This window comes from Pseudomonas sp. VI4.1, assembly GCF_002029345.1.
Classification (GTDB): Bacteria; Pseudomonadota; Gammaproteobacteria; order Pseudomonadales; family Pseudomonadaceae; genus Aquipseudomonas.
The window spans coordinates 1-26,030 of record NZ_MULM01000175.1; the positions used below are offsets into that span (position 1 = coordinate 1).

Here is a 26,030-nt window from a genome sequence, read left to right on the forward strand (position 1 = left end):
CGCCTTCGCCGGCAAGCCGGGCTCCTACAGGGGATTGGTGTGGTTCACCGATTTTGTGTTCACTGAAAATCAACCGTAGGAGCTGGCTTGCCAGCGAAGGCGGCCTTGAGTCTTGCGGTGGCCGTGATGACGCCTTCGCCGGCAAGCCGGGCTCCTACAGGGGATTGGCACAACACCGGCGCCAGGCCGGTGTTGGGTTTTTCTTCGTCGGGTTCATCTCGGGTAGAGCAGCGCAGCGCCACCCGACCGGGTGCCTTAGAAGCGGTACTTCGCCGAAGCCGTAATGCTGCGCGGTGCACCGTAGGTCAGGGCGCCGTAGGCATCGAAGATGTCGAAGTACTTCTGGTCGGTGATGTTGTCGGCATTCACCTGGGCCGAGAGGTTTTCGGTGATTTCGTAGCGGGCCATCAGGTTGACCAGGGCGTAGGCGTCCTGCTGGATCTTCTCGGAGTTGCCTGCGGGGTTGGTGGCGTAGGTGTAGATCGAGTCCTGCCAGTTGACCCCGCCGCCGACGGTCAGCTTGTTGAAAGCCCCTGGCAGGCGGTAGGTGGTAAAGGTGCGCAGCAACTTGGTCGGGTACAGCGTGTTGACGTTGTCGCCGTTGGCATCTTCGGCGGTGAACTGGGTGTAGCCCACCGATGCATTCCAGTTGGTCGCGAGTTCGCCGGACACTTCCAGCTCGAAGCCCTTGCTGGTCGCGCCTTCACTGGCCTCGTAGGCGAAGCCGCCGACCGGGTTCGAAGGATCGATCAGCTGGCCGGTGTTCTGGCCCAGGTTATCCTGCTTGATCTGGAAGATGGCCGCGGAGGCGTTCAGGCGGCCGTCGAAGTACTCGCCCTTCAGGCCGATTTCGGTGCTCTCGCCAACGATCGGCTCCAATGTCTGGCCACTGCTGTCGCGTACCGACTGCGGCAGGAAGATTTCCGTGTAGCTGGCATAGGCCGAGAGGTTGTCGGTGAGGTCGTAGACGATGCCTGCATAAGGCGTCAGCTCATGGTCGACATCGACCTTGCTCACGTCCGAGAATATGTCATCACTGGTCTTCTCGTACCAGCTTTCACGGGCGCCGAGAATCACTTTCAAATCGTCGGTCACGTTCAGGCGGGTGGCTGCATAGAGGCCCTTCTGCCGGGTCTCGCTGTAGCCGTAGTCGGTCCGCGGGCCCCATACCGGCTCGGCGAAGTTGCCGCTGTAGGCATCGAAATCGGCAACGCCGTCAAAGCCTGTTTGCGCGTCGAGCGAGTCGGCGTCGAACTTCTGCTTGCTGTCCACATAACCGAAGGCCAATTCGTGCTCGCGGCCCAACAGCTTGAACGGGCCATTGAAGCGGATGGCGTAGTCGTCCTGGGTGGTCTCGGTCTTGTAGGTCGCCGGGAACGAAGACATGCCCGAGCTGCCGTTCCGGCCGGGATTGCCCGACAGGTACAGCAGGGAAGAGTCGCCGGTGCGCTCGCCACGGTTATAGCTGAGGTTGACTTGCCAGTCGTTGGCAAAGGCGTGATCGAGATTGACGAAGTAGGTCTCGTAGGTGGTGTCCCACTTGCTCCACTTGGCGGAGGTCGACTTCGAGCGGCTCCAGTTGGTGCGACCGCCATCTGCGTACCAGACGGGCAGGCCGCCCCACATCGGCGAGTCGGCGTTGCTTTCCTGCCGGCTCAAGCCGAACCAGAGCGTGGTGTCGGGCGTCAGGTCGATGTCCATGGTGCCGTAGACGGTCTGGCGCTTGTTCGAGTTCATGTCGATCCAGGTGTCGCCCTCGTTGCTCTCCGCGACCAAACGCCCGCGAATGGTGCCTTCCTGGTTCAGCGCGCTGGACACGTCAGCCTCGACGCCATAGGTGTCCCAGGAGCCGGCGCTCAGTTCCAGCGAACCCTTCAGGTCGGTGCTGCTGGCGCGCTTGCGCACCATGTTGATGGACGCGGAGGGGTCGCCGGCACCGGTCATCAAACCGTTGGCGCCACGGACCACTTCAACGCGGTCATACATGGCCAGGCTGCTGAAAATCTCCCCCGAACTCCAGGGCTGTTCGTAGAGGGTGGGCACGCCATCGATCATCAGCGAGTTGAGCTCAAAGCCGCGGGCGTTGAACTGCGCCCGGCTGGTCTCGTAGCGGTTGACCGAGACACCGGTGGCATTGTTGACCACGTCGAGGATCGTATGCAGGTCCTGGTCCTGGATGCGCTGCTGGGTGATGACGCTGACCGACTGCGGCGTCTCCCGCAGGGACATGCTCAACGGCGTGGCCGTGCGTGCCGCCGCGGTCGTGTACGAGTGCGTGTCTTCGGTGACCGCACTGCGCTCGCGACGGCCCGTCTCCGTGACAGCGATCGGGGCCAGGGTCAGAGCACTCCCTGTCTCTGTTTGCTCAGTTTGTTCCGCCGCCTGCGCGGATGGCGCCGCGAAGGCGATACCGGCTGCCAGCATGTGCACGGCCAGGGCCAGGGGGCGCACAGCCAGCTGCGCGCGGGGCGGAACGGTGTTTTGTGAACACAGGGAGATGGGGGTGTACATGTGCACTCACATTTGGCTTGTTGTTAATGAGAATCCATATCATACGCAAATGTGATGAGTTATCAAATGATACTTGTAATGTTCTTGCTGAGGACATCAAGGGTATCCAGCGCAGCGCTCGATGCGCTGTGACTGCATCGGACAGCGTGATTGCATCATTGCCTGGCGCAAGGGACTGCGCATCGCGTGGTTGCTGGAGAATGCCAAAGGCGGGGTAGAGGAGCAGGAGGTGCGAATGCGTCACGGGTTTGGCGACGGTGAAATACTGCTGCGGGCGACCCTGGACGGAGCGGACTTTGCCAATGGCCGATAGGGCGGGTATCGGATCATTTGCGCAGTTCAGTCGTGCGATTCGTATAGCCTTATGAGGGCTATAATAAATACTTCAAAGCCGTTGTTAGCAGGGAGCAGACCATCACTAGCGCTCAAGCCCATCACACTACGTGGGGGATCTTTCAATCATGTACGAAAAGACGATGGCCAGGCTGGGCGGCTTTGCCGTTAGCGCATTGTTCCTCGCAGGCAGCTGCTTCGCCGGGGATGATGTAGAAAGCAGGGTCACGGCTATCGTGGACGCGGCTATCCGGCCGGTTATGCAAGAACATGCCATTCCTGGCATGGCGGTGGCGGTAACACTCCATGGGAAGCGGTATTACGTTAACTACGGCGTCATCTCCATGGAGGAAAGTGCGCAGAAGGTCACCGAGGAGACGATTTTCGAGATCGGCTCGCTCAGTAAAACCTTTACGGCGACCCTCGTTTCCTATGCGCAGGAAAGTGCAAAACTCTCGCTGTCTGATCCCGCCAGCCACTATCTGCCTGCGTTGCGTGGCAGCAGTCTCGACAACATCAGCCTGCTCGATCTTGCAACCTATGCGGCCGGCGGTTTACCGCTGCAGTTTCCGGGCGATGTGGACAGTCACGAAAAGATGCTCGGCTATTTCAAAAACTGGCAACCGACCTATGCCGTCGGAACACACAGGGTCTACTCGAACCCGAGCATCGGTCTGCTCGGCTTGCTGACCGCCGAAAGCATGGGCGAGCCTTTCGAAGATCTACTGGAAAAGAGGCTGTTTGCGAAGCTCGGCCTGAAGCAAAGTTACATCAGGGTTCCTCAAGCGCAGATGAGTCATTACGCGTACGGCTATAGCAAAGAAGGCAAACCAGCCAGGATGGCCCCGAGTGTTCTATATGCAGCGCCTTATGGCGTGAAATCCAGCTCGGCGGACATGCTTCATTTCGTTGAGGCAAACATGCAGGCGGCGGATCTGGATGAGCCTCTGCAACGTGCGATCACTGCAACGCATACAGGCTACTACCAGGTCGCCGATATGACACAAGGCTTGGGATGGGAGTTTTACCCTTATCCAATAGAGCTCGACCGCTTGCTCGCGGGCAACGCGTACAAAATGATCTTTGAGCCTCATGAAATTAACCGACTCAACCCTCCGCTGCCACCGCAGGACAACGTGCTCATTAACAAGACAGGTTCGTCGGAAGGTTTCGGCGCTTACGTGGCCTTTATTCCAGCCAAGGGTATGGGCATCGTGATGCTGGCCAACAAGAACTATCCCATCCCTGCGAGGGTGAAAGCCGCCCACGAAGTATTGAAGGCCCTGGACACTCGGATGGGATCGAGTGCAGGTGATTGAACACCCACCTACATCGACTGGGTCGACACCACTTCCACAAAGCGGAATTTTTTCCTGGCCGCCTTGGTCGCTTCCTGCTCAGCCAGGAGGGTACTCAACGTATCGGCCTCATGGACTATCTCGTGCATCTTGCCTTCAAATTCATTACCCACCCGAAGCGTGACTCTCAGCCTGGGTGTAAAGGCTTTCGCGACCTTCTTTTTCTCTGCAACCTTCGCCGGCGGCGTGATCACGACATCCGCAACAGGCTTTTGCACGGCAGGCGCATCGTCCTGCGCAGCCGGCTCGTCGGCACCGAACAGGGCCCGGCGCATTTCTTCTTCAGTTAATTCTGGGTTCATGCCAATTCTCGGAGGGGTGTTATGAGTAGCAGGTACGATTCTATCAGCATGACGAGTTTCCCCAGTAGCGAATTCCCCATGTAAAAAAAGCATTGAAACTACAATTATTCAGCATTAGACGACATTGTTCCGTGTCCTTAGGCTTTGCCCCATTACCTAAGGTGCCTGGCGCGCCCGGTATCTCAAAATTATCGAGGAATGGGCGATGTCCGAACGCAGTGGTGGCCAACTTGTCGTTGATCAATTAACTAATGAAGGCGTGCAGACAGTATTTTGCGTTCCCGGTGAAAGTTATCTGGAAGTGCTTGATGCGTTACGCGATTCGCCAATCAAGCTGGTTGTTTGTCGGCAGGAGGGTGGGGCGGGCTACATGGCCGATGCCCACGCTCGAGTGACTGGCAAGACGGGCGTGTTCATGGTGACGCGCGGTCCCGGTGCGGCGAATGCCATGGTTGCGTTACACACTGCCTGGCAAGACAGTGTGCCTTTGGTGCTATTTGTCGGGCTCATTCCACGCACTGAAACCTACCGAGAGTCTTTCCAGGAGTTCGATCTGAATGGCTGGTTCGGCACCACCACCAAAGGCGTGTTCCAGATCGAGCACGCCGAGCGTATTCCTGAAATCGTGGCCCGGGCCTTTGCGCTGGCGCGCACAGGTCGGCCGGGCCCGGTAGTCATCGGACTGCCGGAGGACATGCTGCGTGATCGCGTGCAGGCTCAGGCCGTCGAACCCATCCGCACACTGCAAAGCGTCCCCGGACAGGACGCCATTGCCCAGTTGGAGCACCTGTTGGCCACTGCTTTGAAGCCGCTGGTGATTCTCGGCGGTGGAGGCTGGACGCCGCAGGCCACCCGACAGATCCAGCATTGGGCCGAACGGCATGAGTTGCCAGTGGCTGTCGACTTTAACTGCATGGACCTGATCGACCATCGGTCACCGTCTTATGTCGGGTCACTGGGTTATGGTCGCTCGCAAATCATGGCTGATGCCTTGCGAGAAGCTGATCTGGTCATTGGAATTGGCTCACCGTTAGGCGACATTGTGACCGATAGCTGGGCACTCCTGCCGGTACAAGGTCATGCCAGCAAATTGCTGACGGTATTACCTGACACTGATTGCCTGGGCGCGATGCATCCTCAAGCGTTACGCATCATTTCGGACATGCCCGGTTTTGCCTCCGCACTGGACACCCTGACGCCATCTTCAGCGGTGCGCTGGGGCGATCGTACCCGAGGGCTGCGTGAGGCGGGCGAACGTTACCGTCAGCCGCCCAATCTGGGCGGTGATATCGACCTCAACATTATTTTCGAGCACTTGCAGCGAGCGCTTCCAGACGATGCCATCGGCACATGGGGGGCTGGAAATCATGCCGGATGGGCCGGACGTTACTTGCGCTTTAACGGCTACCCATCGCAATTGGCACCCCGCAACGGGTCGATGGGCTACGGCGTTCCGGCCGCCATCGCTGCCGCCCTGGCGCATCCACAGCGCCAAGTGGTCTCGGTGGCCGGCGATGGTTGCTTCATGATGAACGGCCAAGAGCTGACGGTGGCCCGAGGCTTGGGCGTGAAACCGCTGATTATCGTCTTGAACAACGGCATGTACGGGACCATCAGGACCCACCAGGAAATCCATCATCCTCAGCGCATCAGCGGCACCGATCTGGTCAACCCGGATTTCGCCGACTACGCCCGCGCTTTCGGTGGTCACGGTGAAACGGTGATCAAGACCGAAGAATTCGCCGGGGCGCTTGATCGAGCGCTCTGCAGCGACACGTTCAGCATCATCGAGATACGCATCCCCCAGGACCTTCTCGGTCCGGACATGCGCATGAGCGATCTGCACCGCTGATTGACCTCCCTCTCTTGCCAAGGAATTCCCATGTCCCAATTGACCCATGCCCAGTGGCAGCAGCGTGCCCTGTCGCTGTCGATCGAAACCCGTGCGTTTATCGATGGGCGCTATACAACGGCCATGAACGGAGCAACGTTCGAGTGCGTTAGCCCGGTGGACGGTCGTGTGCTGGGTCAAGTGTCCAGCTGCGACGCTGCAGATGCGCAATTGGCTGTAGCCGCGGCGCGCAAGGCATTTGAAGCCGGACACTGGTCTCGCCAGGCGCCGTCCGCTCGTAAACAGATCATGTTGCGTTTTGCGGCGTTGATCGAGCAGAACAGCGAAGAGTTGGCGTTGCTCGAAACCCTGGACATGGGCAAACCCATCGCTCATGCGCTGGAAATGGACCTGGTAGCAACCACCGAAGCAATTCGCTGGAGTGGCGAGGCGATCGACAAGATTTACGACCAGGTCGCTGCCACGCCTTACGATCAATTGGGTCTGGTGACGCGGGAGCCGATCGGCGTGGTCGCGGCGATCGTGCCGTGGAATTTCCCCTTGATGATGAGTGCGTGGAAACTCGGACCCGCACTCGCCACCGGCAACTCGGTGATCCTGAAACCCTCGGAGCGCTCGCCATTGAGCGCGATTCGTCTGGCTCAACTGGCGCTGGATGCGGGCATTCCCGCGGGTGTGTTCAACGTGTTGCCCGGTTACGGTCACACTGTTGGCAAGGCACTGGCACTGCATATGGACGTCGACACGTTGGTGTTCACCGGTTCCACCCGAATTGCCAAGCAGTTGCTGGTGTATGCCGGGGAGTCGAACATGAAACGGGTCTGGCTCGAGGCAGGCGGTAAAAGCCCCAATATTGTCTGTGCTGACGCTCCAGATCTGGAGGTCGCAGCGCAAGCGGCAGCGGCGGCGATTGCGTTCAATCAGGGTGAAGTCTGCACGGCGGGTTCGCGCCTGTTGGTCGAGCGCAGTATCAAAGACGAGTTTGTTGCCAAGGTCATTGAAGCGTTACAGGCATGGACACCTGGAAATCCCCTGGACCCTTCGAGCATGGCGGGTGCCGTGGTGGATCACCAGCACTTGGAAAGCGTCCTGGCGCACATTGCCGAGGCGCAAAAACAGGGCGCGACCTTGCGCAGTGGAGGTCGGCAAATGCGTGTTGAAAGTGGCGGCGCCTATGTCGAGCCGGCAGTGTTTGACGAGGTCGACAATGCCATGGGGATTGCCCGGGAAGAAGTGTTCGGTCCCGTGCTGTCCGTGATCGCCTTCGACACCCTGGAGCAGGCGGTAGAGATCGCCAACGACAGCCCTTACGGGCTTGCGGCAGCGGTCTGGACGCGGGATTTGTCGAAGGCGCACCTGGCGGCAAAAGCCCTGCGTGCGGGCAGTGTCTGGATCAACCAGTACAACGGCGGGGACATGACCGCACCGTTCGGCGGCTTCAAGCAGTCGGGTAACGGTCGTGACAAGTCGTTGCATGCGTTCGACAAATACACAGAACTCAAAGCTACCTGGATCAAGTTGTAGCGCTTACTTATCACACCTCGCTCGACAAGGATGTGGAGCGCCTTTTGATAATTAAAACCATGCTATTTAGGTATTGAAAGTCCAACAATTTAGCATTGGACGGCATGGTTCGCTGAATTTACGCTCATCCCACATCACATCCAGTTACTTGTGGACCTGTAAATGAAAACAATAAATATCAATGCACTCGAGCAAGACATCGTCGCCGCGGTCGAAGCACTGCGCGACGAATCGATCACCCTGTTGAGTGAGCTGGTCTCCCATGCATCGCTCCTGGGTGAAGAGCAATCGGCGCAAGACGTTATCAAACGAGTGTTTTCAGATGATCTGCAACTTGAAGTTCAAGCGCTGACCATCGATGAAAGCCAGATCAAGGATCATCCGGGGTATTCGCCATCACTGGTTTCCTATGAAGGCCGGGTCAATGTCATCGGCACTCATCGGCCTTGGGTGGTGCAGGGCAAGTCGATTATTTTCAATGGGCACATCGATGTGGTGCCAGTCGGTGACGAACGCCTGTGGACACAGCCGCCGTTTCAGCCCTGGATCAATGGCGACAAGTTGATTGGCCGCGGCGCATCCGATATGAAGGCCGGGATCGTCAGCTACATCATGGCGTTCAAGGCGTTGAAGCGACTGGGTTACGAGCCGGCTGCCAAGGTCATTCTCCAGTCGGTGATCGAAGAAGAATGCACGGGTAACGGTGCGTTGGCCTGTCTGGTTGCCGGGCACACCGCAGACGCTGCAATCATTACCGAACCGACAGCGGGTTTGATGACCTGCCAGATGGGTGTGCTCTGGTTGGCGCTGGAAATCAGCGGCAAACCGGCCCATGCGGCCATGGCGACTGAGGGCAGTAGCGCCGTTGATCTTGCATTGGCGCTGTTCGCCGGCCTCAAGGCGCTGGAAAGCGAGTGGAACGAGCCTGCCAACCGGCATCACTGCTACAGCCACCACCCTAAACCGATCAATTTCAACCTGGGCAAGATCCAGGGCGGTGAATGGACGTCCTCGGTACCGTCGATGTGTCGGCTGGATATTCGCATTGGTTTTTATCCCGAAAAAACCGTCGCGCAGATCAAGGCTGAAGTCGAAGCCAGGCTCGACGCATTGTTCCTTGCCCACCCGGCTCATCTGTCCGCTCAATACCACGTCAGCTACGGCGGGTTCCAGGCACAGGGTTGTGAGATCGACATGAACCAACCGGTGATCACTTCGTTGCGACGTACCTATGCCGATGTGATCGGTGAAGCATTGCCACTGGTGACGTTTGAAGGCGCAACCGACGCGCGTTTTTTCAACTTGTACGGCGGTATCCCCGCGACCTGTTATGGCCCTGTCGGTGGCTCTATACATGGCATCGATGAGTGGGTTTCGATCGACAGCATGATGGATGTCACCAAGGTTCTCGCGGTGTTCATGGCCCGCTGGTGCGGACTCAACCACGCCAAATAAAAAACAAAGACTCAACTTCACCTTCCTGCCTGCCATCACAAAAACTATAAGGCGCTCAGATATGCATAGGGTTCGTTCGGCACCTCTGGTGGCCGGGTCGCTTGCGGCCGCTCTTTTTATGGCTCCGATGGCTGTACAAGCCAAGGACACCGGCTTCATCGAAGACAGTTCGCTGACACTTAATACCCGGCAGTGGTACTCCCATGAAATCGGGCGCAAGGACACTTACTTTTCCGCGCAAACATCGCAAGGGCGGCGGGCCGTGCGTGACCGCACGGCCTGGCTTGAGGGTTTCAAGCTTGATTATGTGTCCGGGTTCACCCAAGGCATGGTCGGTTTCGGCCTTGATCTGTCGGCGTACGCTGCCGTTGCGCTTGAACGCAGCAAACTGGCGACCGCCGGTGGCAGCAACCGGCTGTTGGTCGACAAAGATGGCGATGTGGTTGATGACTGGAGCAAGGTGGGTGTCGCGGCGCTGAAATTCAAAGTATCCGACACGGTGCTGAAAGTCGGCAGGCATCAGGTCAAGACGCCCGTGATGGGCTATTCCGATACACGCACGCTTCCGGCAGCGTTCGACGGTGTCTCGCTGGAAAGTCATGACGTCGAGGGCCTGACAATCAAGTCCGGGTACTTCGACCAGGCTACGCCGCGCACCGGAGCAGGCAGTCAGGACTTGACGCCCAGTTTCGGTTCCCGACTGGTCACCAGTGACTGGGTGGCTTACGCCGGCGCCGACTACCTGGCCAGCAATGGCTGGCGCGCCAGTGCTTACGTCTCGCGTTTCGAGGACATTTGGGATCGTGAATACGTGGGATTGGGGCAGAAATTCAACTGGGGTGCAATCACCACCGATGTCCAGTTTGACTTCTACAACACCCAGTCCAGTGGCCAGGAAGTGGCCGGGGCTATCGACCAGCAGGCTTATGGCCTGAGTATTACGCCTGTTTACAAGAACCACACGCTGAAAGTGGGCTTGCAACAGATCAAGGGCGACGAGTATTTCGACTATGTGGCCGAGTCGAATGCGATCAATCTGCCAAACACCATGCTCTCGTATTACAACGGCCCCAATGAACGCTCATTCCAGGTCAATTACATCAACGATTTCGCCGCGTATGGCTTTCCAGGTTTCAAGACCATCCTCTGGTACATCAAGGGCTGGGGAATTGATGGCACTCACTATGATGGCGGGCCCGACGGTATCTATTCGTCCGTGCTCAAGCAGAGTGACGAAAGCCACTATGAGGTTGGAACCTTCGTCAGTTACGTCGTCCAGTCAGGACAGTTGAAAGGCGCCAATCTACTCAGCGGTTATGCCTGGCATCGCGCGAGCGAAAACCAGATTGAAGGCAACCTTGAAGAGTTTCGCCTGATCGTAAACGTGCCTTTCAAGATTTTCTGATCCGCCGCAGCCCGTAACCACTCATAACAGCATACAAAACCGGAGTATTCATGAAATCCACTACGCTCCCCGTGAGTTCGACAGACGGGCCAGCTTCGACCCCGGTCAGTTTCGACGCGGCGCAGACTCGCAAGATCGTGATCGCGGCTTATATCGGCACTGCCCTGGAGTGGTACGACTTTTTCCTGTTCGGCACCGTCGCCGCGATTGTGTTCGCTCCGCTGTTTTTTCCGGGTGACGTCCCCGCCATTTCGGTGATGGGCGCGTTTTTGAGTTTCGGTGTCGGCTTCGCTGCTCGTCCGTTGGGGGCGGTGATTTTCGGTCATATCGGTGACAAGTATGGCCGGCGCAGCGCATTGGTCATCACGGTACTGATGATGGGGTTGGCGACGACCATGATCGGTTTTCTGCCGACTTACGCCACGGCCGGAATCGTCGCGCCCATCCGGTTGACTATCCTGCGTGCGGTGCAAGGTATTGCTGCCGGCGGGGAGTGGGGCGGAGCGACCTTGCTGGCGATCGAATACGCGCCGCCGAAAAAACGCGGGTTGTACGCAGCCATCGTGCAACTGGGCTCGCCCACGGGCACCTTGCTGTCGTCGGGTGCCGTCGCCCTGGCCGCTTCCTTGCCGGGTGACGCCTTCCTGGAGTGGGCCTGGCGGGTGCCGTTTGCGGTGTCCATCGTGTTGGTCGGCGTAGCGTTGTGGTTGCGCTGGAAAGTCGAAGAAACCCCGGCTTTCAAGCAACTGGCGAGCGAAAACAAAACAGAAAAAATGCCGGTGCTCGAACTGTTCCGCCAAGCCCCGGGACGGCTGGTGCTGGGCATCGCCACTTACCTGTATTGCAATGCCGGTTTCTTCATCATTACCGCGTTCATGATCAGCTATGTCACCAAGACGCTGAACTTGCCCAGCCACGTCATTCTCACGGCGTTGACCTGTGGTGCGCTCATGCAAATGGTCACCCTGGTGGTGGCCGGCAAGCTGGCCGATCGCATTGGCTCGACGCAAACGGTGATCATCGGCTACGTCATTACCCTGGTGTTGGCATTCCCGATGTTCTGGCTGGTTGATACCCGTGAACCCATGTACATCAACCTGGCCATGGTCCTTGGCCTGGGGTTGGCGACGGTAGCCTACGCACCTATCGGCAATGTACTGACCCGCTTGTTTCCACCGCATCTGCATTACAGCGGCCTGGGGTTGTCAGCCAACCTTTCCGGCCTGATTGCGGGGTTCATGCCGGCCCTGGCCACAGGGTTCCTGATGCTTTCGGATGGCAAGTCATGGGGGCCTGCGCTGCTCCTGAGTCTTATCGCCGCCATCTCGCTGTGCGCCACGATCATCACGTTGTACGTGACGCGCCACCAGCCTGACTGAGCTTTCCTCAGGGTGATTGGCCAGCATGGCGATCACCCTTTTTTCCAACACGCATGGTTTCTCCTGGCATCGTCAAGGGCGGGAGAGGTGTGCCTGTTCGTTAAAGAGTGTTCCGATGAAATCCATCTATCCGATGCTATTCGTTTCAATGCTTGCCGCTGCCGTCAACACGGCATCGCAAGCCAGCGAGCCCAGTGACTGGGTCAAAGCCGCTGCATTGCAGGAGGAGCCCGCCTTCATCGCGCTTCGGCACAAGATCCACCAGCATCCCGAATTGGGCAATCAAGAGTTTGAAACGTCAAAGTTGGTTGCCGAGCGATTGAAGGCGCTGGGTATCGACGTTCGTACCAACGTCGCCACTACCGGCGTCATCGGCGTCCTCAAGGGCGGTAAGCCGGGGCCGGTGATGGCGTTACGCGCCGACATGGACGCGTTGCCGGTGCAGGAACCTGTGGGGCTGCCCTTTGCGAGCACCGCCCGGGCGCAATACCAGGGCAAGGAAGTCCCGGTCATGCATGCCTGTGGGCACGATGCCCATACCGCGATGTTGCTGGGTGCGGCGAAGCTGCTGGCTGACCACCGTGACCAGATTGCCGGCACCGTGGTGTTTGTGTTTCAGCCAGCCGAGGAGGGTGGCGCGAACATCGATAACTTCACCCAGGGCGCAGAAATCGGTGCGCGGAAAATGATTGCCGAAGGCGCGCTGGACAATCCCAAAGTTGAAGTCATCTTCGGTTTGCACGTCATGGCGGGACTGCCCAGCGGGCAAATTCGCTACAAGCCCGGGCCTGTCCTCAACAGTGCCGATGGCCTGCGCATTACCGTCAGTGGGCGACAAGTGCATGGTTCGATGCCCTGGAAAGGTGCGGATCCGGTGGTTGCCAGTGCGCAGATGATCACTGCACTGCAGACGCTGATCAGTCGTCGCGCAGACCTGAGTCAAGGCATGGGCGTTGTCACAATCGGCGCCATCAACGCCGGCACGGTTGGCAATATCATTCCGGACACCTTGTCGATGCTTGGCACGGTGCGCACCAACGACAACGAGATCCGTAACGGCATCCTGAAGCAGTTGCCGCCGATGATCGAGCATGTCGCCCAAGCCAATGGTGTCTCGGCGAAAGTCGAGCTTTCCGAATACGCGCCGGTCCTGATGAACGACAAGCGCCTGACCCGAATGATGGCGGCGTCGATGAAGAAGGCCGCGGACGGCAACGCGAAAATCACCCCGAATTTCTCCCCCGCGAGCGAGGACTTCGCCCATTACGCCAAACGGGTCCCGGCCCTGTTCGTGTTCCTGGGAGCGACTTCTCCCGATCAGGACATGCTCAAGGCTCCCGTCAATCACAGCCCGTTTTTTACCGTCGACGATGCCACGCTGAAGACCGGTGTACGGGCCCACGTCGAGTTCGTTCTCAACTATCCACTGCTCGCGGGGTTGGGAGCCAAGTCGTCATGATTGATCAACGTAAAGTGACACGACGCACGTTGCTGCGCTGGATCGGCAACACCGCCGGCGCGGCCGCGATGTACCAGGCCATGGGCGCCTTGAGTTTTGCCGGTGAGTCGACTTATACCGGCGATTTCAAGCTGAGCCAGGCGCCAAAAGGCACGACGGTACTGGTCTTGGGAGCGGGCCTGGCAGGCATGACGGCGGCTTACGAACTGCGCAAGGCGGGTTACAAGGTCAAAGTGCTGGAATACAACGCCAAGGCCGGCGGTCGCTGTTGGACCCTGCGTGGGGGTGATCGCTTCACCGAGTTGGGTGGCGCCGTTCAGACCTGCCAATTTGATCAGGGGCTTTATTTCAATCCGGGGCCTTGGCGAATTCCCTACCATCACCATGCCATTCTGGATTACTGCAAGAAGTTCGAGGTCAAACTCGAACCCTTCGTACAGGTCAACCATAACGCTCTGGTTCACAACAGTCAGGCGTTCGGCGGCAAACCCAAGCGTTATCGCGAAGTCCAGGCCGATTACCAGGGGCATATTGCCGAGCTGCTGAGCAAGGCGGTGAACCAGGGGGCGCTGGATCAGGAAGTCACTGCCGAAGACCGGCAAAAACTCCTGGAAAGTCTGCGTGTATGGGCCGGGCTCGATGCGGGCAATGAGTACCGCAAATCGCCAGACACCAGCCTTCGTCGCGGCTTTGCCGTGGATGCCGGTGGCGGCCTGATGCCTGCGGCCCAACCCTCGGAAATCATCGATCGCCAGGCGCTGCTCCAATCAGGCATGTGGCTGTACCTCATGGTCGGTCAGTTACATGAGTTTCAGACCACGCTGTTTCAGCCAGTGGGGGGGATGGACATGATCGCCCAGGCGTTCGCTCGCCAGCTCGAAGGCCTGATCCAGTTCAATAGCAAAGTCACCCGCATCCAGCAGAACGATCAAGGCGTGACCGTCACCTGGGAAAGCAGCCAAGGCGGCCCATCTCGCCAGGAAAAAGCCGATTGGTGTGTGTGCACGCTGCCGTTGTCGATCCTCAGCCAGATCCCTGTCGATTGCGGCGCGCCGATGCAGGCCGCCATTCGGGCGGTACCGTACAACGCGTCGGTCAAAATCGGCTTGCAGTTCAAAAGACGTTTCTGGGAACAGGACGAACATATCTATGGCGGGGTGAGCTACACGGACTCACCCATGCAGCAGATTGGTTATCCCAATTGCGATTATGGCAGTCGCGGCAAAGGCGTGGTGCTCGGTGGCTATCTGTGGGAGAACAACAACGCCTTTGAATTCACGGCAATGACGCCGGAAGAACGGATCAGAAAATCCGTCGAATACGGCAGTCAGGTCCACCCGCAGTATCCGGTCGAATTCGACAACGGCATCGCTGTTGGCTGGCATCGCGTGCCTTGGAGCAACGGGTGCTATGGGGCCTGGACTGAAACTTCGCGCGCCGCCCACTACAGCCATCTGTGTCAGATCGATGGGCGTCTGGTACTGGCCGGTGAACACGCCTCGCAACTGCCCGCGTGGCAGGAAGGCGCCATTCTCTCGGCACAGGACGCTATCACCCGTCTGCATGCACACATCGTCGCACGTCCGACCGCACAGGCCTGAGGAGCTCACCATGAAACGACTTTATTGTGCCTTGGCGTTGGTGATTTCGTTGGCCTGTGGGCAGGCCAATGCACTCGACCCGCAAGTGTCGGTCCCTGGCAAGCATTTCGAACAACGAGAGGGCGAAAGCCTGTTCAAGGCCATTTGCCAAGGCTGCCACATGGCTCAGGGCCAAGGCGCCCAAGGTGCAGGCGCGTACCCGGCCCTGGCCAACAATCCGCGCTTGTCAGCAGATGCCTATCCCGTGTTCATGGTGGCTCAAGGGCAGGGCGGTATGCCTGCATTCAAGGGCTTCCTTGACGATGAACAGATTGCGGCGGTGGTGACCTACATCCGCACCCACAACGGCAATGCATTCAATGAACCGGTCAACATGGCAACGGTTAAAGCATTGACCGGCCGATGAGTTTGCCAATCTTAAGAGAGAGAATTTCGATGCCCCGTTCTTCCTTCAATCCGACACTCGCCGCCAGCCTGGGAATCTTTATGCTGCTCGCTCAAGCCAATGCCAGTGAAGTGATCCGCCACAAAATCCCAGGGACCGATTTCCCTGTCGCGCTGGCCATCGAGATTCCGCCAAACGCTACGCTGGTGAATTTCAGTGGTGCGGTGCCGTCGGTGATCCACGCCGATCAGGCCAAAACCAGTGTCGCCGCCTATGGTGACACCCAGGCCCAGACGGTCAATGTCCTGCAGGGTATCGAGCAATCGCTGAAGAGCCTTGGCATGGACATGCGTGATGTGGTGAAAATGCAGGTGTACCTGGTGGGGGATCCGGCGAAGCAAGGCCACATGGATTTTTCCGGTTTCATGAAAGGTTACACTCGGTTTTTCGGCACGGCGCAACAACCGCTGCTGCCCACTCGTTCAGTGTTTCAGGTGGCCGGTCTTGCCAATCCGGGCTATCTGGTTGAAATAGAAGTCACGGCGGTACGTCCTTGACCGACTGATACGCTAAAAGCGCAGCCACAGAGCTGTGCTTCTTTTCAGGCATGCAAAAGGGTAAAGGCGCCATGAACTTACGCCGTGTTGAGTGTTTTCTCGCCGTAGTCGATTTTGGCACGGTGACCGCTGCCGCCCCGCAATTGCACATGGCGCAGCCGGCCCTGAGTCGACAGATACAAAGCTTCGAAGGCGAGCTGGGCTTCAAGCTATTCGATAATCAGCGCAACCGATTGCGGCTGACGCCGGCCGGTCGCGAACTGGTGCCTTTGGCGCGGCAGCTGTTGAGCAACGCACGGTCGGTAAAAGCAGCGGCACAGAGTTGGTCCAAGGGGCATATCAAGCGTCTGCACCTGGGTGCGACGTACGCCACGATCGCCGGGTTGATCGCGCCTTTTATCAGCACGTTGAAGGTAGAGGATCCCCTGATTCTCACCCACGAATCGTCGCACTTCGGTCTGCACGAGCTGCTTCATAGCGGGATGGACATGGTGGTCTCGCCGGTAACACCAGAGCAGGATTGCGCCACCCTGCAATTAGGCCTGGTGCCGCTGCGAGCCTATGTGAACGACAGTCATCCTTGGGCTATCGAACAGTTGAGCATGGTGACGCTCGCCGAACTGGCGGTTCAACCGTTGTTACTGCCAAGCAGTTCCAGCGTCAGTCGTCTTGAGCTGGATCTGGCCATGACACGCGAAGGCCTGCGGTATTCTTCGGTGGAGGAATGCGATCAATCACCCATCATCCAGGCGTTGGCGGCAAATGGGCGTGGAGTGGGTGTTGTCACGGATTTGCCGCGCTACGGGCTACATGGCGTGCTGATCCAGGCATCGCCACGCACACCGGAGGTGAACCTCGGCGTGACCCTGCATGCCGCGTGGGATCGTCAGCATTACAGCACCCTGACCCTGGAAAGCCTGGCGCAGCGCCTTAAGGATTTTTTGCACAGCACTTATTAGATCGTTCGTCGCAAGGCGAAACCAGGAAGTTCATGCCGCTATTAAAGACCGTGCATGGCCGTCATCTTCCTGATGCAAAAGCCCATGAGCCCCGGCTACGCAGACGGTCCGATGTGCCCGGCTAGCGGCCCAGCAGCGGTGCCAGCAATGCACACATGCCGCGCCAGTGCGAACCCTCCCAGTAGATCCGTTGGCAGGCGTCGCAGCGCAGGAAGGTTGCGCTGGTCATGTTGAATAGTATGGACAGCTATCGGACCCAAACCGGTCAGGCGTGACAGGCGGAAACGCCCCAGGCTGTGAAAAAACGCGGGCACAGTCTTGAAGACTGCGTTGCTACGTAAAATTTGTCGGCGTTGGTTGATCAGCAGACGCAAAAAATTGCGTAGAAACGCGATTTTCCTCCCGATCCTGCCAGTCAAACCTGCTCTCAGGCCCCATTGTGTGTCCGGGGCCGAGCGGCCAATTGCGAGCGGGGCGTCAAGATGGCCAAGGCAACCGCCACGATGAAGAGCGCCGGCACGTCACCTGCCAAGTGCCCCATTTGCCCCGGCTGGGTGACCGTCTGGACGGCCATGATTCCTCCGTGTACGGCGCTAGACCACACGGTGAACCAGATCAGGCTCAGATTGGCTAATGGATCACGTGCGGCCAGGATCAAGAACACGCCAAGTGTGGCGTAGATGCCAACGATCATCATCGGGTAGTCCGAGTGACCGACGTGCCAGGCCCAGCCGGACGGCCAGAACAACATAAGTGGGTAGAGAGCAAGGCACGCGAGGCCAGCCAAAACCAGAACGACGCGCAAATACCTGAGGCGATCGACTACGGTCATGGCGGACTCCTCTTTGTGCCTGACGCTAAATTGACCCCCCAAGGGCCACCTATTGAGAAATTATTCGAAAAATCTGTCTATGGAGACTTATGTGTCCGGGGTTGAAGGCGGGTTACGCGTCTACCCCCTCTATCCACGTAGCTCCAGGCCACTGTTTGTCGACGACCAACTGTCGCGCCACATCGACGATGACCAACCGCGTTGCCAGCGCCGCCGGAGAGAGTTCGTCATCAGCCAGCGTCGCCAGAAGATTACGCCGGCCCACATGGGGATCGGCAATCCTGATCAGTGAAAGTCCGGACCCGTCTTTCAATGCAGCGGCCGCCCCCGGTTGTATCGTTGCCGCATGACCGGCCCGAACGGCGTTCATCAAAATAGCGAGACCGTCGACTTCCATAATGACATTGGGTGTCAGCCCGACCCGCTCGAACGCGCTCATCAATGCCGAGCGCAATCCATGTTGCGCGCTGGGCATCACCAGCGGCAGGCCGCCGAGGTCGGCTAACTGCACGCTGTCACCAGAAGGCGCTTGAGGCAGGCTGGGCGAGGCAATGACAAACAGCTTTTCATCCAGCAGCGGAGTCACGCTCCAGCGTTTACCCCCTTCGAGCTGGAACAGGATGGCCAGGTCAATTTGCCGTGCGTTGAGCTGCGCCGCCAAGTGGCCGGAAAGCATTTCCACCAAATGCAGTTGTATGTCCGGATAACGCGCACGCATTGCGTTGATCAACGGCAACGCGAGCACCGTGGCGGTAGTCGGTGGTAAGCCGACGCTGACATAACCGCTCATTCGCCCGCGATGGGCGGCCATGATTGCGTTTTCCGCCTGGCGTAGCGTCAATTGGGCATGGTGTAAAAACGCAAATCCGGCGCTAGTGGGCGTCACGCCGGTAGAGGTTCGATTCAGGAGGCGGGTGCACAGTTCGCTTTCCAGCTTGGAGATTTGCTGACTGAGGGCTGACACACCCACGTCCAGTTCAAGTGCTGCACGCCCCAGGCTGCCAAGCTCGATGATTTTTACGAAATAGCGCAGTTGTCTCAATTCCAATGTGGCTGCTCCCCGCGAATTTGTTATTCAAATACCTGAACGTTTGCCACGCAAGTTACGACGCCCGAAGAGGCAGCATTGTCGCAGGTTTGGTTGACCGTTGAGCGCATGCGCTCGCAGAACTGACGAAGCACTGATTCGCAAGAGCGGTAAGTCGTGATGCACTCCGCGCCCTGGATGATATGCAGGTCAGTTCGCAGCACGCTGCCATAGCTGGCAAATGCTGCCCCATGACTTTTACGGCATTGGTTGCAAATTCAGCTATCCATTGCGCTGGGTTCTAACTTCGGCGGGCTGCTGTTCGATGGGAGCGGCTATCGCATGACATTCCTCGCAGGCTCTATCTTGCTGGTACTCGCCGCAGTGACGACCTTTATCACATCGCGCAACCAGGTTTAATAGACGGCAGATTTGCGAAAGGCGATTGGCGGTATTTTTTGCACGAATCAATCAGACGTCGTTCGTCGGTATTCTGGTAGCCCATGGAGCGTTTTGCTTGGAACCCGTCTATCTTGATGGATGGCGTCTTCTGCCGAAACTGCCATTCCCTCCCACGTAATCGTCTTCCTGATCAAGCTCAGCGTATAGCGGATCTCACCCCCATGTTTCGTGAGCATCGTGTACGGGGACGTAGATCCATCTGAATGAGTCCGGTTATCCACCTTTGGAGACAACTCATCATGGCTACTCTCTGTGAAATATGTAATGCGAGACCAGCTGTAGCGCGAGTGACCGTATCGCAAAATGGCCAAGCCAGAACAATGTCCATTTGCGACCACGATTACCGTCAACTCTTACGCCATCAAAGCATGCTGAATCCATTCGACTCTCTGCTGGGCGGGGGGGTATCTCGCTTTTTCGACAGTATGGGCGGAGCAATGGATCAGGGGGGCGATGACTTCAGGCTCTCTGGGCAAGTGCCTCGAGAATCTGTCGATGCAACCGATGCATTCAGTTCCCAGACGCTGGAAATCCTGCAACGCGCTGGAGAGAAAGCCCATGAGTTTAACCGTAGCGAGCTCGATACTGAGCATTTGTTGTATGTGCTTGCGGATACCGATGTTGGTACGGCGTTGCTTAAGGAACTGAAGCTATCTCCAGACGAGATCAAAGGCTACATTGATCAACATGCTCAGAGGGGCACAGCGGAGGCCCAGGCCCCGGTGGATCAGATGAGCATTTCGCCACGTTTGAAGAAAGTTTTCAATTTTGCGTTCCAGGCATCTCGTGATTTAGGACATTCGTACGTTGGCCCTGAGCATTTGTTGATCGGGCTTGCCTCTGTACCAGAAAGTATTGCCGGGACATTGCTTAAAAAATACGGGGTAACGCCTGAAGCCTTGCGGCAGAAGGTGGTCAAGGTGGTGGGTAAGGGGGCTGAGGATGGGCGAGTCGACACCCCGACGGGAACACCGACACTCGACAAGTTCGGTCGCGACCTGACGTCATTGGCTCGTGAGGGCAAACTGGATCCCGTATTGGGACGCGCGCAGGAAATCGAAAATACCATTGAGGTGCTGGCGCGGCGCAGAAAGAACAATCCGGTTCTTATCGGCGAACCTGGCGTCGGTAAAACAGCCATCGTCGAAGGGCTTGCACAACGAATAGTGAAGGGCGATGTCCCTGAGATTTTGCGTGGCAGACGGCTTGTTGAAGTCAATCTGAACTCAATGGTTGCGGGCTCTAAATATCGTGGTGAATTTGAGGAGCGAGCCAAGCAACTGCTTGATGAAGTCGCCGCAAAAAGCTCGGAGCTTATTCTGTTCATCGACGAGTTACATACGATCGTTGGCGCGGGGCAGGGTGGTGAGGAGGGCGGCCTGGATATTGCCAACGTACTGAAACCTGCATTGGCTCGCGGGGAGCTTAGTTTGATCGGCGCGACGACACTCAATGAATATCAAAAGCACATCGAAAAAGACGCAGCGCTAGAACGACGTTTTCAGCCTGTGCTGATATCCGAGCCCACCGTAGAACAGACCATCATTATCCTGCGTGGGCTGCGCGACAAGCTTGAGGCTCACCATCAGGTCACATTCGCCGATGAAGCATTTGTGGCGGCAGCAGAGCTGTCGGATCGTTACATCACCTCGCGCTATTTGCCGGATAAAGCCATTGACCTGATCGATCAGGCAGCGGCCCGCGTTCGAATCAGTTCCTCCTCAAGGCCGGCTGGCATTCAGGAGCTGGAAGCCGAAATCACGCAACTTAAACGTGAACAGGATTATGCATCCTCCCGTAAACGTTTTGATGAATCCAAAGGCTTCGAAGAACGCATTGGTCAAAAACAAGCGCAACTGGGAGAGGAAACAGAAGCTTGGCAGCGCAAGACAGGTTCCGAAACCCTTGAGGTGACCCTGGAGTCAATTGCCGAGGTGCTGTCCCGTCTCACCGGTATTCCTGTAACCGAGCTTACGCAGGAAGAGCGTCAAAAGCTGTTGAATATGGAAGACACTTTGCGTGCTCGGCTGGTTGGGCAGGAAGATGCTGTTCTCGCGGTCAGCGATGCCGTTCGTTTGTCTCGAGCCGGCCTTGGCCAAGCCAACAGACCTATTGCCACGTTTCTCTTTCTTGGCCCTACGGGCGTCGGCAAAACCGAACTTGCCAAAGCGTTGGCGGAAACGGTGTTTGGTGACGAGCAATCGATCATTCGTATTGATATGTCGGAGTACATGGAGCGTCATGCGGTTGCTCGGTTGATCGGTGCGCCACCCGGATATGTGGGATACGACGAAGGCGGTCAGTTGACAGAGCGTGTCCGCCGCAAGCCCTACAGTGTGATTCTGCTCGACGAGATCGAGAAAGCGCATCCCGATGTGAGCAACGTATTGCTGCAGGTATTCGACGATGGGCGTCTAACGGACGGTAAGGGACGTGTCGTGGACTTCAGCAATACGATCATCATTGCCACCAGCAACCTGGGCTCTCCCGTTATCATGGAAAATCTTGAGCGCCCAGAAGATGAACGCCTTACGGAAAAAGCCTTACGTGATGAATTAATGGGAGTCTTGAAAGGGCATTTTCGCCCCGAGTTCCTGAACCGTATTGATGACATCATCGTGTTCCATGCCCTTACCCGTGACAACATCCGATCGATTGTGAGCATTCAGCTTGATCGGGTCATTCGAACCGCAGCTGCGCAGAACATCACAGTGAAAATTGATGGCTCACTCATTGAGCATCTGGCGGATGTTGGTTATCAGCCTGAGTTTGGCGCGCGCGAGTTGAAACGTCAGATTCGCCAGGCCGTCGAAACGCGGCTTGCGAAGGAAATGCTCGCTGGCAAGCTGAAAGCCGGCGACAGTGTTGAGTTGGGTTACGACAAGGGGCGTAGCGAAGTGATCTTCAATAAGGTGGAGGTGGATGCGCCGAAGACCTCCGAAAAGACTAGTCCGCCAGACCAGCCAAATGATCTGGCACCTACTGCGGAGACTGGGACTTAGCCTCAACACACTCACGTAACCTGGGCGCGGGCCTGTTGATCACGACGTGCAATGATGTACTGGATCCTCAAATGCCTGGACGAGCCTGGCAGACTGAAGACGCAAGTGTGGAGGGTTATCGTGTCAAAGCCTGATTCTGAAAGGCGTGAGCGCAACTCGACGCTGAAAAATTTCAGACTTCAATGGGCGCTGATGAATGCTTACGAACGTTTCGAACAATTGGTTGTTCTTGCGCTCAGTCTCATCATCGCGTCTGTGATTATGATGGCGCTACTGCAGCTCTGTCGCAGGGTCGTGCCGTTGTTGATCGGTGGTGCGATTGATCCTCTGGATCACGATGTTTTCCAGGCCCTCTTTGGCTCAATCTTCACCGTGCTGATAGCCCTGGAGTTCAAGCATTCGATTGTGCGCCCGGCCCTACGACGCAACAGCATCGTTCAGGTTCGCACAGTGCTGTTGATCGCCTTGCTGGCGCTCAGCCGGAAGTTCGTTATTCTCGATTCTGCCGCTACTCCTGCGCTCACCATTGCCGCACTAGGATTTGCCACCCTGGTGCTCGGCATCGTCTGCTGGCTCTTACGAGAGCGTGATAAGGATGACTTACGAGAGTGTGATAAGGATGAATAGCTACAAGGGCTTCGCAATGCCAACAATTTTCCACCGAGAGCACATCGAATCCCGCTGATGCCAAAACGGTGACTCAAATTATTGAAAGCTCTGCTCAACACGCCTGGCCGTGGACGCATTACCGGTCCTGATGTGGGATGAGGGTCAATGCCATGACCGCTGAAGGCAATGCAGGACAATTATTTGCTGTCGTGACTTTGCTTGCCGCCGCCGTGGTGGCAGTGCCGCTGCTCAAACGCATCGGGCTCGGCTCAGTGGTCGGTTACCTGGCGGCGGGGCTGATAATTGGCCCCTTCGGACTGCAACTGATCAATGACCCCCACACCATCATTGATGTGGCCGAGTTGGGTGTGGTGATGTTTCTTTTTGTAATTGGACTGGAGATGGAACCCTCGCACCTATGGGATCTGCGTAGGCAGATCTTTGGGCTGGGCAGCCTGCAGGTTGTGGTCTGTGCTTTTCTGCTCACTGTTGTCGGCATGGCCTTTGGTTTCCCTTGGCAGGTGTCATTTGTGAGCGCGGCTGGTTTTGTACTCACATCCACGGCCATAGTGATGCAAGTCCTCTCGGAACGCGGTGACATCACCGAGCCGAGGGGGCAGCACATAGTGTCCATTTTGCTGTTTGAAGACCTGTTGATAGCGCCTTTACTGGCGGTGGTGGCATTTCTGGCGCCCACTGAATGGGTCCATGAACCCACGTCACCCCTTTTGCAACGCATAGGTACCGCTGCCCTGTCCTTGGGCGCGTTGGTGGCCGTAGGATTGTGGCTGCTCAATCCCCTGTTTCGGCTACTGGCCCAAACCAAAGCGCGCGAGGTAATGACTGCCGCTGCGCTGCTGGTTGTGTTGGGAGCCGCACTGCTGATGGAACTCGGCGGTCTTTCAATGGCGATGGGTGCTTTCGTTGCTGGTGTCCTGCTGTCGGAATCCACATTCCGCCACCAGTTGGCGGCCGAAATAGAGCCGTTTCGCGGCCTGCTGCTGGGGCTGTTTTTCCTCGGCGTCGGCATGTCGTTGGATCTGCAAGTGGTGGCCAAGGCCTGGAGGCTCATCACCTCTGGTGTGCTGGCGCTGATGGTGGTCAAGGCGCTGTGTATTTATGGGGTCGCGCGCCTCGCGAAAAGCAGCCATGACGACGCGCTGGATCGCGCCGTGCTTATGGCGCAGGGTGGCGAATTTGCTTTTGTGCTGTTTGCCGAAGCGCTCAAACTCAGGGTCATCAGTCCTGAAGTCAACGCCAATATGACGGCTATTGTGGTGCTCTCCATGGCCATTACGCCGGTGACTTTATTGCTGTACAAACGTTTGCTCGCGAGCAAACCGTTTGTATGGACGGTGTGGAAGCCGCACACAGTCTGCAAGGCAATATACTCATCATCGGTTTTGGCCGTGTGGGTCAGATTGCCTGCCAGGCGCCGCTCGCTCAGGGAGCGAAACTTTCTATAATTGATATAGATCCGGAGGTCATTCGCGCCGCTTCACCCTATGGTTTCAAGGTCTACTACGGCGATGGCGCCCGCTCTGACATATTGCACGCTGCTGGTGCCCATCACGCCCGCGCCATCATTATTTGTGTTGATGATAAAAAAGCCGCGACACGCATCGTCGAAAGTACGCGGCTCTACTGCCCGCAAGTGAAATTGCTGGTGCGCGCTTTTGACCGCGAACATGCGCTGGAATTGGTCAAACACGACGCCGACTATATAGTGCGGGAAACCTTTGAGGCCGCCCTGCTGCTCGGCCGTCAAGCCGTGTTGACTCTGGGTGCGTCGGAGCACGAAGCCGACGCGGTGATCGACGAAGTGCGCAAACGCGATGCCGAACGTTTTTCCTTGGAAACATCGGGCGGCCTGTTTGCCGGGCGAGCGCTGGTACTGGGGAATATTGAGCGCATTGATCCGCCGAACCATGAAGGGCGAAATGCTCAGTGAGTCGTCAGGAACCAAGTTTCCCGTTTCATCTCTGACGTATCAATTCGCTCCAGGACGTGGCTTTACTCCGAATTGCGGAACGATGTGAGTGCCCAGCTCCTCAATGACTTTCGCAGCAGGGCGCTTTCCGTATTTGAGATTCAGGATAACGTGATCCACTCCGATTTCCTGAAGCGACTCCAGCAAAGCCCGGAGGTGGTCGCGTCCAAGCCTGAACCCCAAATGAATGTGAGTGGGCTGCGTGGACGGGTTCTCATCGAGGTCGATGTAAAGCGACTGAGTGAAGGGCTTGTAGACGGAACCACATTGCTTCATGACCTCCAGTCGCCAATCTTCCACGATCAGTCGCTGCATTTTCGGTGCGCGTGGATAGTTGATCCATCCGCTGCTTTCGCGCGCGATCCAATCCAGTGACTGGCGGCTATTCCCGGTCACGAGCATTGGAATGACTTGGGTAGTGGGTTTCGGAATGAGGTCTGCGCCCCGCAGCTCACCACCGCTCCAGCGGATGGGTTCGAAGCTGGTGCTGTGTGCTCGACGAATCACCTCGTAGTGCTCTCGAAAGATTTCTCCGCGCCTTTCGGGATCGACGTAAAAGGCAGGAAACTCCACTGGGCGATCGCCGGAGGCTACCCCCAGGATCAAGCGACCTGCGCTCAACTGATCAACGCTGGCTGATGCCTTGGCCGTGTGCAGAGGATGGTGTATAGAGATGGCAATGGATGCAGTGCCAAGCGCTATATCTGACGTATGAGCGGCCATATAGCCCAGGTAAACCCAGGGGTCGAAGACTTGGCCGACATCACCAAAATTAGGGTCCCGAAGTGGCACATCGCGAAACCAGAGCGCTGAGAAGCCCAGCGCCTCTGCTCGTTTGGCCAATTCGACCTGGTTGAGCATGCTCGGAGTGTCCCCATCGAAGGCCTCCAAAGGAAAGAACAATCCCAGGCTCAAATGACCCGGAGTGAAGGTTCGCTTGAACCCTCGATGCTCTTGGTAAGGAACCGTGCTTGGCCGATACATACTAATCTTCCTCAATGGAAGAACGTGAACCGCGCGCCCATTTC

At 57.4% G+C, this 26,030-nt stretch carries 19 protein-coding genes and 3 pseudogenes; 15 read left to right on the forward strand and 7 right to left on the reverse strand.

Translation table 11 applies throughout. From position 1 onward, the window contains the following. Positions 1 to 255: 255 nt before the first annotated feature. On the reverse strand, positions 256 to 2,511 hold the full coding sequence (locus BZ163_RS24985; RefSeq protein WP_128873048.1) for a TonB-dependent siderophore receptor: 2,256 nt from the start codon (positions 2,509 to 2,511) through the stop codon (positions 256 to 258). 121 nt (positions 2,512 to 2,632) lie between these two features. On the opposite strand from BZ163_RS24985, the gene BZ163_RS24990 reads away from it, so the two are divergent. Further along, the gene (locus BZ163_RS24990; protein ID WP_256579111.1) at positions 2,633 to 2,824 is read left to right on the forward strand and encodes a hypothetical protein; all 192 of its coding nucleotides are present in this window, start codon (positions 2,633 to 2,635) and stop codon (positions 2,822 to 2,824) included. 148 nt (positions 2,825 to 2,972) lie between these two features. Continuing rightward, entirely contained in the window at positions 2,973 to 4,163 is a 1,191-nt protein-coding gene (ampC, locus tag BZ163_RS24995; protein ID WP_128873049.1) for a class C beta-lactamase, read from the forward strand. An 8-nt stretch (positions 4,164 to 4,171) separates the two neighbouring features. Here ampC and BZ163_RS25000 read toward each other — a convergent pair whose 3' ends face one another. Further along, positions 4,172 to 4,504 (reverse strand): hypothetical protein, encoded by a 333-nt coding sequence (locus BZ163_RS25000; RefSeq protein WP_128873050.1) that lies wholly within the window; start codon positions 4,502 to 4,504, stop codon positions 4,172 to 4,174. A 205-nt stretch (positions 4,505 to 4,709) separates the two neighbouring features. Here BZ163_RS25000 and BZ163_RS25005 point away from each other — a divergent pair, with 205 nt between their 5' ends. The 10 genes from BZ163_RS25005 to BZ163_RS25050 all read left to right on the forward strand — a co-directional run bounded on the left by BZ163_RS25005 (position 4,710) and on the right by BZ163_RS25050 (position 17,080). Further along, positions 4,710 to 6,356: a thiamine pyrophosphate-dependent enzyme gene (locus BZ163_RS25005; protein ID WP_128873051.1), complete on the forward strand. Its 1,647-nt coding sequence runs from the start codon at positions 4,710 to 4,712 to the stop codon at positions 6,354 to 6,356. Between the two features lie 30 nt (positions 6,357 to 6,386). After that, on the forward strand, positions 6,387 to 7,880 hold the full coding sequence (locus BZ163_RS25010; RefSeq protein WP_128873052.1) for an aldehyde dehydrogenase: 1,494 nt from the start codon (positions 6,387 to 6,389) through the stop codon (positions 7,878 to 7,880). Between the two features lie 162 nt (positions 7,881 to 8,042). After that, positions 8,043 to 9,335 carry an ArgE/DapE family deacylase gene (locus BZ163_RS25015; protein ID WP_128873053.1) on the forward strand — a complete coding sequence of 431 codons (1,293 nt, stop codon included), beginning with the start codon at positions 8,043 to 8,045 and terminating at the stop codon, positions 9,333 to 9,335. A gap of 118 nt (positions 9,336 to 9,453) precedes the next feature. Further along, positions 9,454 to 10,740 carry an OprD family outer membrane porin gene (locus tag BZ163_RS25020; protein ID WP_224790946.1) on the forward strand — a complete coding sequence of 429 codons (1,287 nt, stop codon included), beginning with the start codon at positions 9,454 to 9,456 and terminating at the stop codon, positions 10,738 to 10,740. Positions 10,741 to 10,790: 50 nt separating this feature from the next. Next, positions 10,791 to 12,119, forward strand: coding sequence for an MFS transporter (locus tag BZ163_RS25025; protein ID WP_128873055.1), 1,329 nt, complete (start codon positions 10,791 to 10,793; stop codon positions 12,117 to 12,119). 115 nt (positions 12,120 to 12,234) lie between these two features. Continuing rightward, positions 12,235 to 13,578 (forward strand): amidohydrolase, encoded by a 1,344-nt coding sequence (locus BZ163_RS25030; RefSeq protein WP_256579112.1) that lies wholly within the window; start codon positions 12,235 to 12,237, stop codon positions 13,576 to 13,578. Continuing rightward, positions 13,575 to 15,179 (forward strand): flavin monoamine oxidase family protein, encoded by a 1,605-nt coding sequence (locus BZ163_RS25035; protein ID WP_256579113.1) that lies wholly within the window; start codon positions 13,575 to 13,577, stop codon positions 15,177 to 15,179. Before BZ163_RS25030 ends, BZ163_RS25035 begins: the two co-directional genes overlap by 4 nt. Positions 15,180 to 15,189: 10 nt before the next feature. Beyond that, entirely contained in the window at positions 15,190 to 15,585 is a 396-nt protein-coding gene (locus BZ163_RS25040) for a cytochrome c (RefSeq protein WP_128873056.1), read from the forward strand. 29 nt (positions 15,586 to 15,614) lie between these two features. After that, positions 15,615 to 16,121, forward strand: coding sequence for a RidA family protein (locus BZ163_RS25045; protein ID WP_128873057.1), 507 nt, complete (start codon positions 15,615 to 15,617; stop codon positions 16,119 to 16,121). A gap of 71 nt (positions 16,122 to 16,192) precedes the next feature. Further along, complete coding sequence (locus tag BZ163_RS25050) at positions 16,193 to 17,080, forward strand: LysR family transcriptional regulator (RefSeq protein WP_168187400.1); 888 nt, start codon at positions 16,193 to 16,195, stop codon at positions 17,078 to 17,080. A gap of 121 nt (positions 17,081 to 17,201) precedes the next feature. Here BZ163_RS25050 and BZ163_RS25055 read toward each other — a convergent pair. From BZ163_RS25055 to BZ163_RS35930, 4 genes and pseudogenes are all read right to left on the reverse strand, one after another. Next, positions 17,202 to 17,294: pseudogene (locus BZ163_RS25055) on the reverse strand (Mut7-C RNAse domain-containing protein); the annotation flags it as partial. 213 nt (positions 17,295 to 17,507) lie between these two features. Next, positions 17,508 to 17,912 carry a DUF6632 domain-containing protein gene (locus BZ163_RS25060; protein ID WP_128873059.1) on the reverse strand — a complete coding sequence of 135 codons (405 nt, stop codon included), beginning with the start codon at positions 17,910 to 17,912 and terminating at the stop codon, positions 17,508 to 17,510. A 112-nt stretch (positions 17,913 to 18,024) separates the two neighbouring features. After that, positions 18,025 to 18,960 carry a LysR substrate-binding domain-containing protein gene (locus BZ163_RS25065; protein WP_128873060.1) on the reverse strand — a complete coding sequence of 312 codons (936 nt, stop codon included), beginning with the start codon at positions 18,958 to 18,960 and terminating at the stop codon, positions 18,025 to 18,027. Between the two features lie 65 nt (positions 18,961 to 19,025). After that, positions 19,026 to 19,214: pseudogene (locus BZ163_RS35930) on the reverse strand (GFA family protein); the annotation flags it as partial. A gap of 426 nt (positions 19,215 to 19,640) precedes the next feature. Here BZ163_RS35930 and BZ163_RS25080 point away from each other — a divergent pair. From BZ163_RS25080 to BZ163_RS25090, 3 genes and pseudogenes are all read left to right on the forward strand, one after another. Then, positions 19,641 to 22,403, forward strand: a complete 2,763-nt coding sequence (locus BZ163_RS25080) for an ATP-dependent Clp protease ATP-binding subunit (protein ID WP_128873061.1) — start codon at positions 19,641 to 19,643, stop codon at positions 22,401 to 22,403. 192 nt (positions 22,404 to 22,595) lie between these two features. Beyond that, entirely contained in the window at positions 22,596 to 23,030 is a 435-nt protein-coding gene (locus BZ163_RS25085; protein WP_168187401.1) for a phosphate-starvation-inducible PsiE family protein, read from the forward strand. A gap of 152 nt (positions 23,031 to 23,182) precedes the next feature. Further along, positions 23,183 to 24,963 (forward strand): annotated as a pseudogene (locus tag BZ163_RS25090) (monovalent cation:proton antiporter-2 (CPA2) family protein). Positions 24,964 to 25,002: 39 nt separating this feature from the next. Here the strand turns inward: BZ163_RS25090 and BZ163_RS25095 are convergent. Then, positions 25,003 to 25,986, reverse strand: a complete 984-nt coding sequence (locus BZ163_RS25095) for an LLM class oxidoreductase (protein WP_128873063.1) — start codon at positions 25,984 to 25,986, stop codon at positions 25,003 to 25,005. Positions 25,987 to 26,030: the final 44 nt, after the last annotated feature.

Coding starts and splice junctions, on each gene's coding strand:
- BZ163_RS24985 (WP_128873048.1), bottom strand. CDS start 2,511: ATGTACACCCCCATCTCCCTGTGTTCACAAAACACCGTTCCGCCCCGC.
- BZ163_RS24990 (WP_256579111.1), top strand. CDS start 2,633: ATGCGCTGTGACTGCATCGGACAGCGTGATTGCATCATTGCCTGGCGC.
- ampC (WP_128873049.1), top strand. CDS start 2,973: ATGTACGAAAAGACGATGGCCAGGCTGGGCGGCTTTGCCGTTAGCGCA.
- BZ163_RS25000 (WP_128873050.1), bottom strand. CDS start 4,504: ATGAACCCAGAATTAACTGAAGAAGAAATGCGCCGGGCCCTGTTCGGT.
- BZ163_RS25005 (WP_128873051.1), top strand. CDS start 4,710: ATGTCCGAACGCAGTGGTGGCCAACTTGTCGTTGATCAATTAACTAAT.
- BZ163_RS25010 (WP_128873052.1), top strand. CDS start 6,387: ATGTCCCAATTGACCCATGCCCAGTGGCAGCAGCGTGCCCTGTCGCTG.
- BZ163_RS25015 (WP_128873053.1), top strand. CDS start 8,043: ATGAAAACAATAAATATCAATGCACTCGAGCAAGACATCGTCGCCGCG.
- BZ163_RS25020 (WP_224790946.1), top strand. CDS start 9,454: ATGGCTCCGATGGCTGTACAAGCCAAGGACACCGGCTTCATCGAAGAC.
- BZ163_RS25025 (WP_128873055.1), top strand. CDS start 10,791: ATGAAATCCACTACGCTCCCCGTGAGTTCGACAGACGGGCCAGCTTCG.
- BZ163_RS25030 (WP_256579112.1), top strand. CDS start 12,235: ATGAAATCCATCTATCCGATGCTATTCGTTTCAATGCTTGCCGCTGCC.
- BZ163_RS25035 (WP_256579113.1), top strand. CDS start 13,575: ATGATTGATCAACGTAAAGTGACACGACGCACGTTGCTGCGCTGGATC.
- BZ163_RS25040 (WP_128873056.1), top strand. CDS start 15,190: ATGAAACGACTTTATTGTGCCTTGGCGTTGGTGATTTCGTTGGCCTGT.
- BZ163_RS25045 (WP_128873057.1), top strand. CDS start 15,615: ATGCCCCGTTCTTCCTTCAATCCGACACTCGCCGCCAGCCTGGGAATC.
- BZ163_RS25050 (WP_168187400.1), top strand. CDS start 16,193: ATGAACTTACGCCGTGTTGAGTGTTTTCTCGCCGTAGTCGATTTTGGC.
- BZ163_RS25060 (WP_128873059.1), bottom strand. CDS start 17,912: ATGACCGTAGTCGATCGCCTCAGGTATTTGCGCGTCGTTCTGGTTTTG.
- BZ163_RS25080 (WP_128873061.1), top strand. CDS start 19,641: ATGGCTACTCTCTGTGAAATATGTAATGCGAGACCAGCTGTAGCGCGA.
- BZ163_RS25085 (WP_168187401.1), top strand. CDS start 22,596: ATGAATGCTTACGAACGTTTCGAACAATTGGTTGTTCTTGCGCTCAGT.
- BZ163_RS25095 (WP_128873063.1), bottom strand. CDS start 25,986: ATGTATCGGCCAAGCACGGTTCCTTACCAAGAGCATCGAGGGTTCAAG.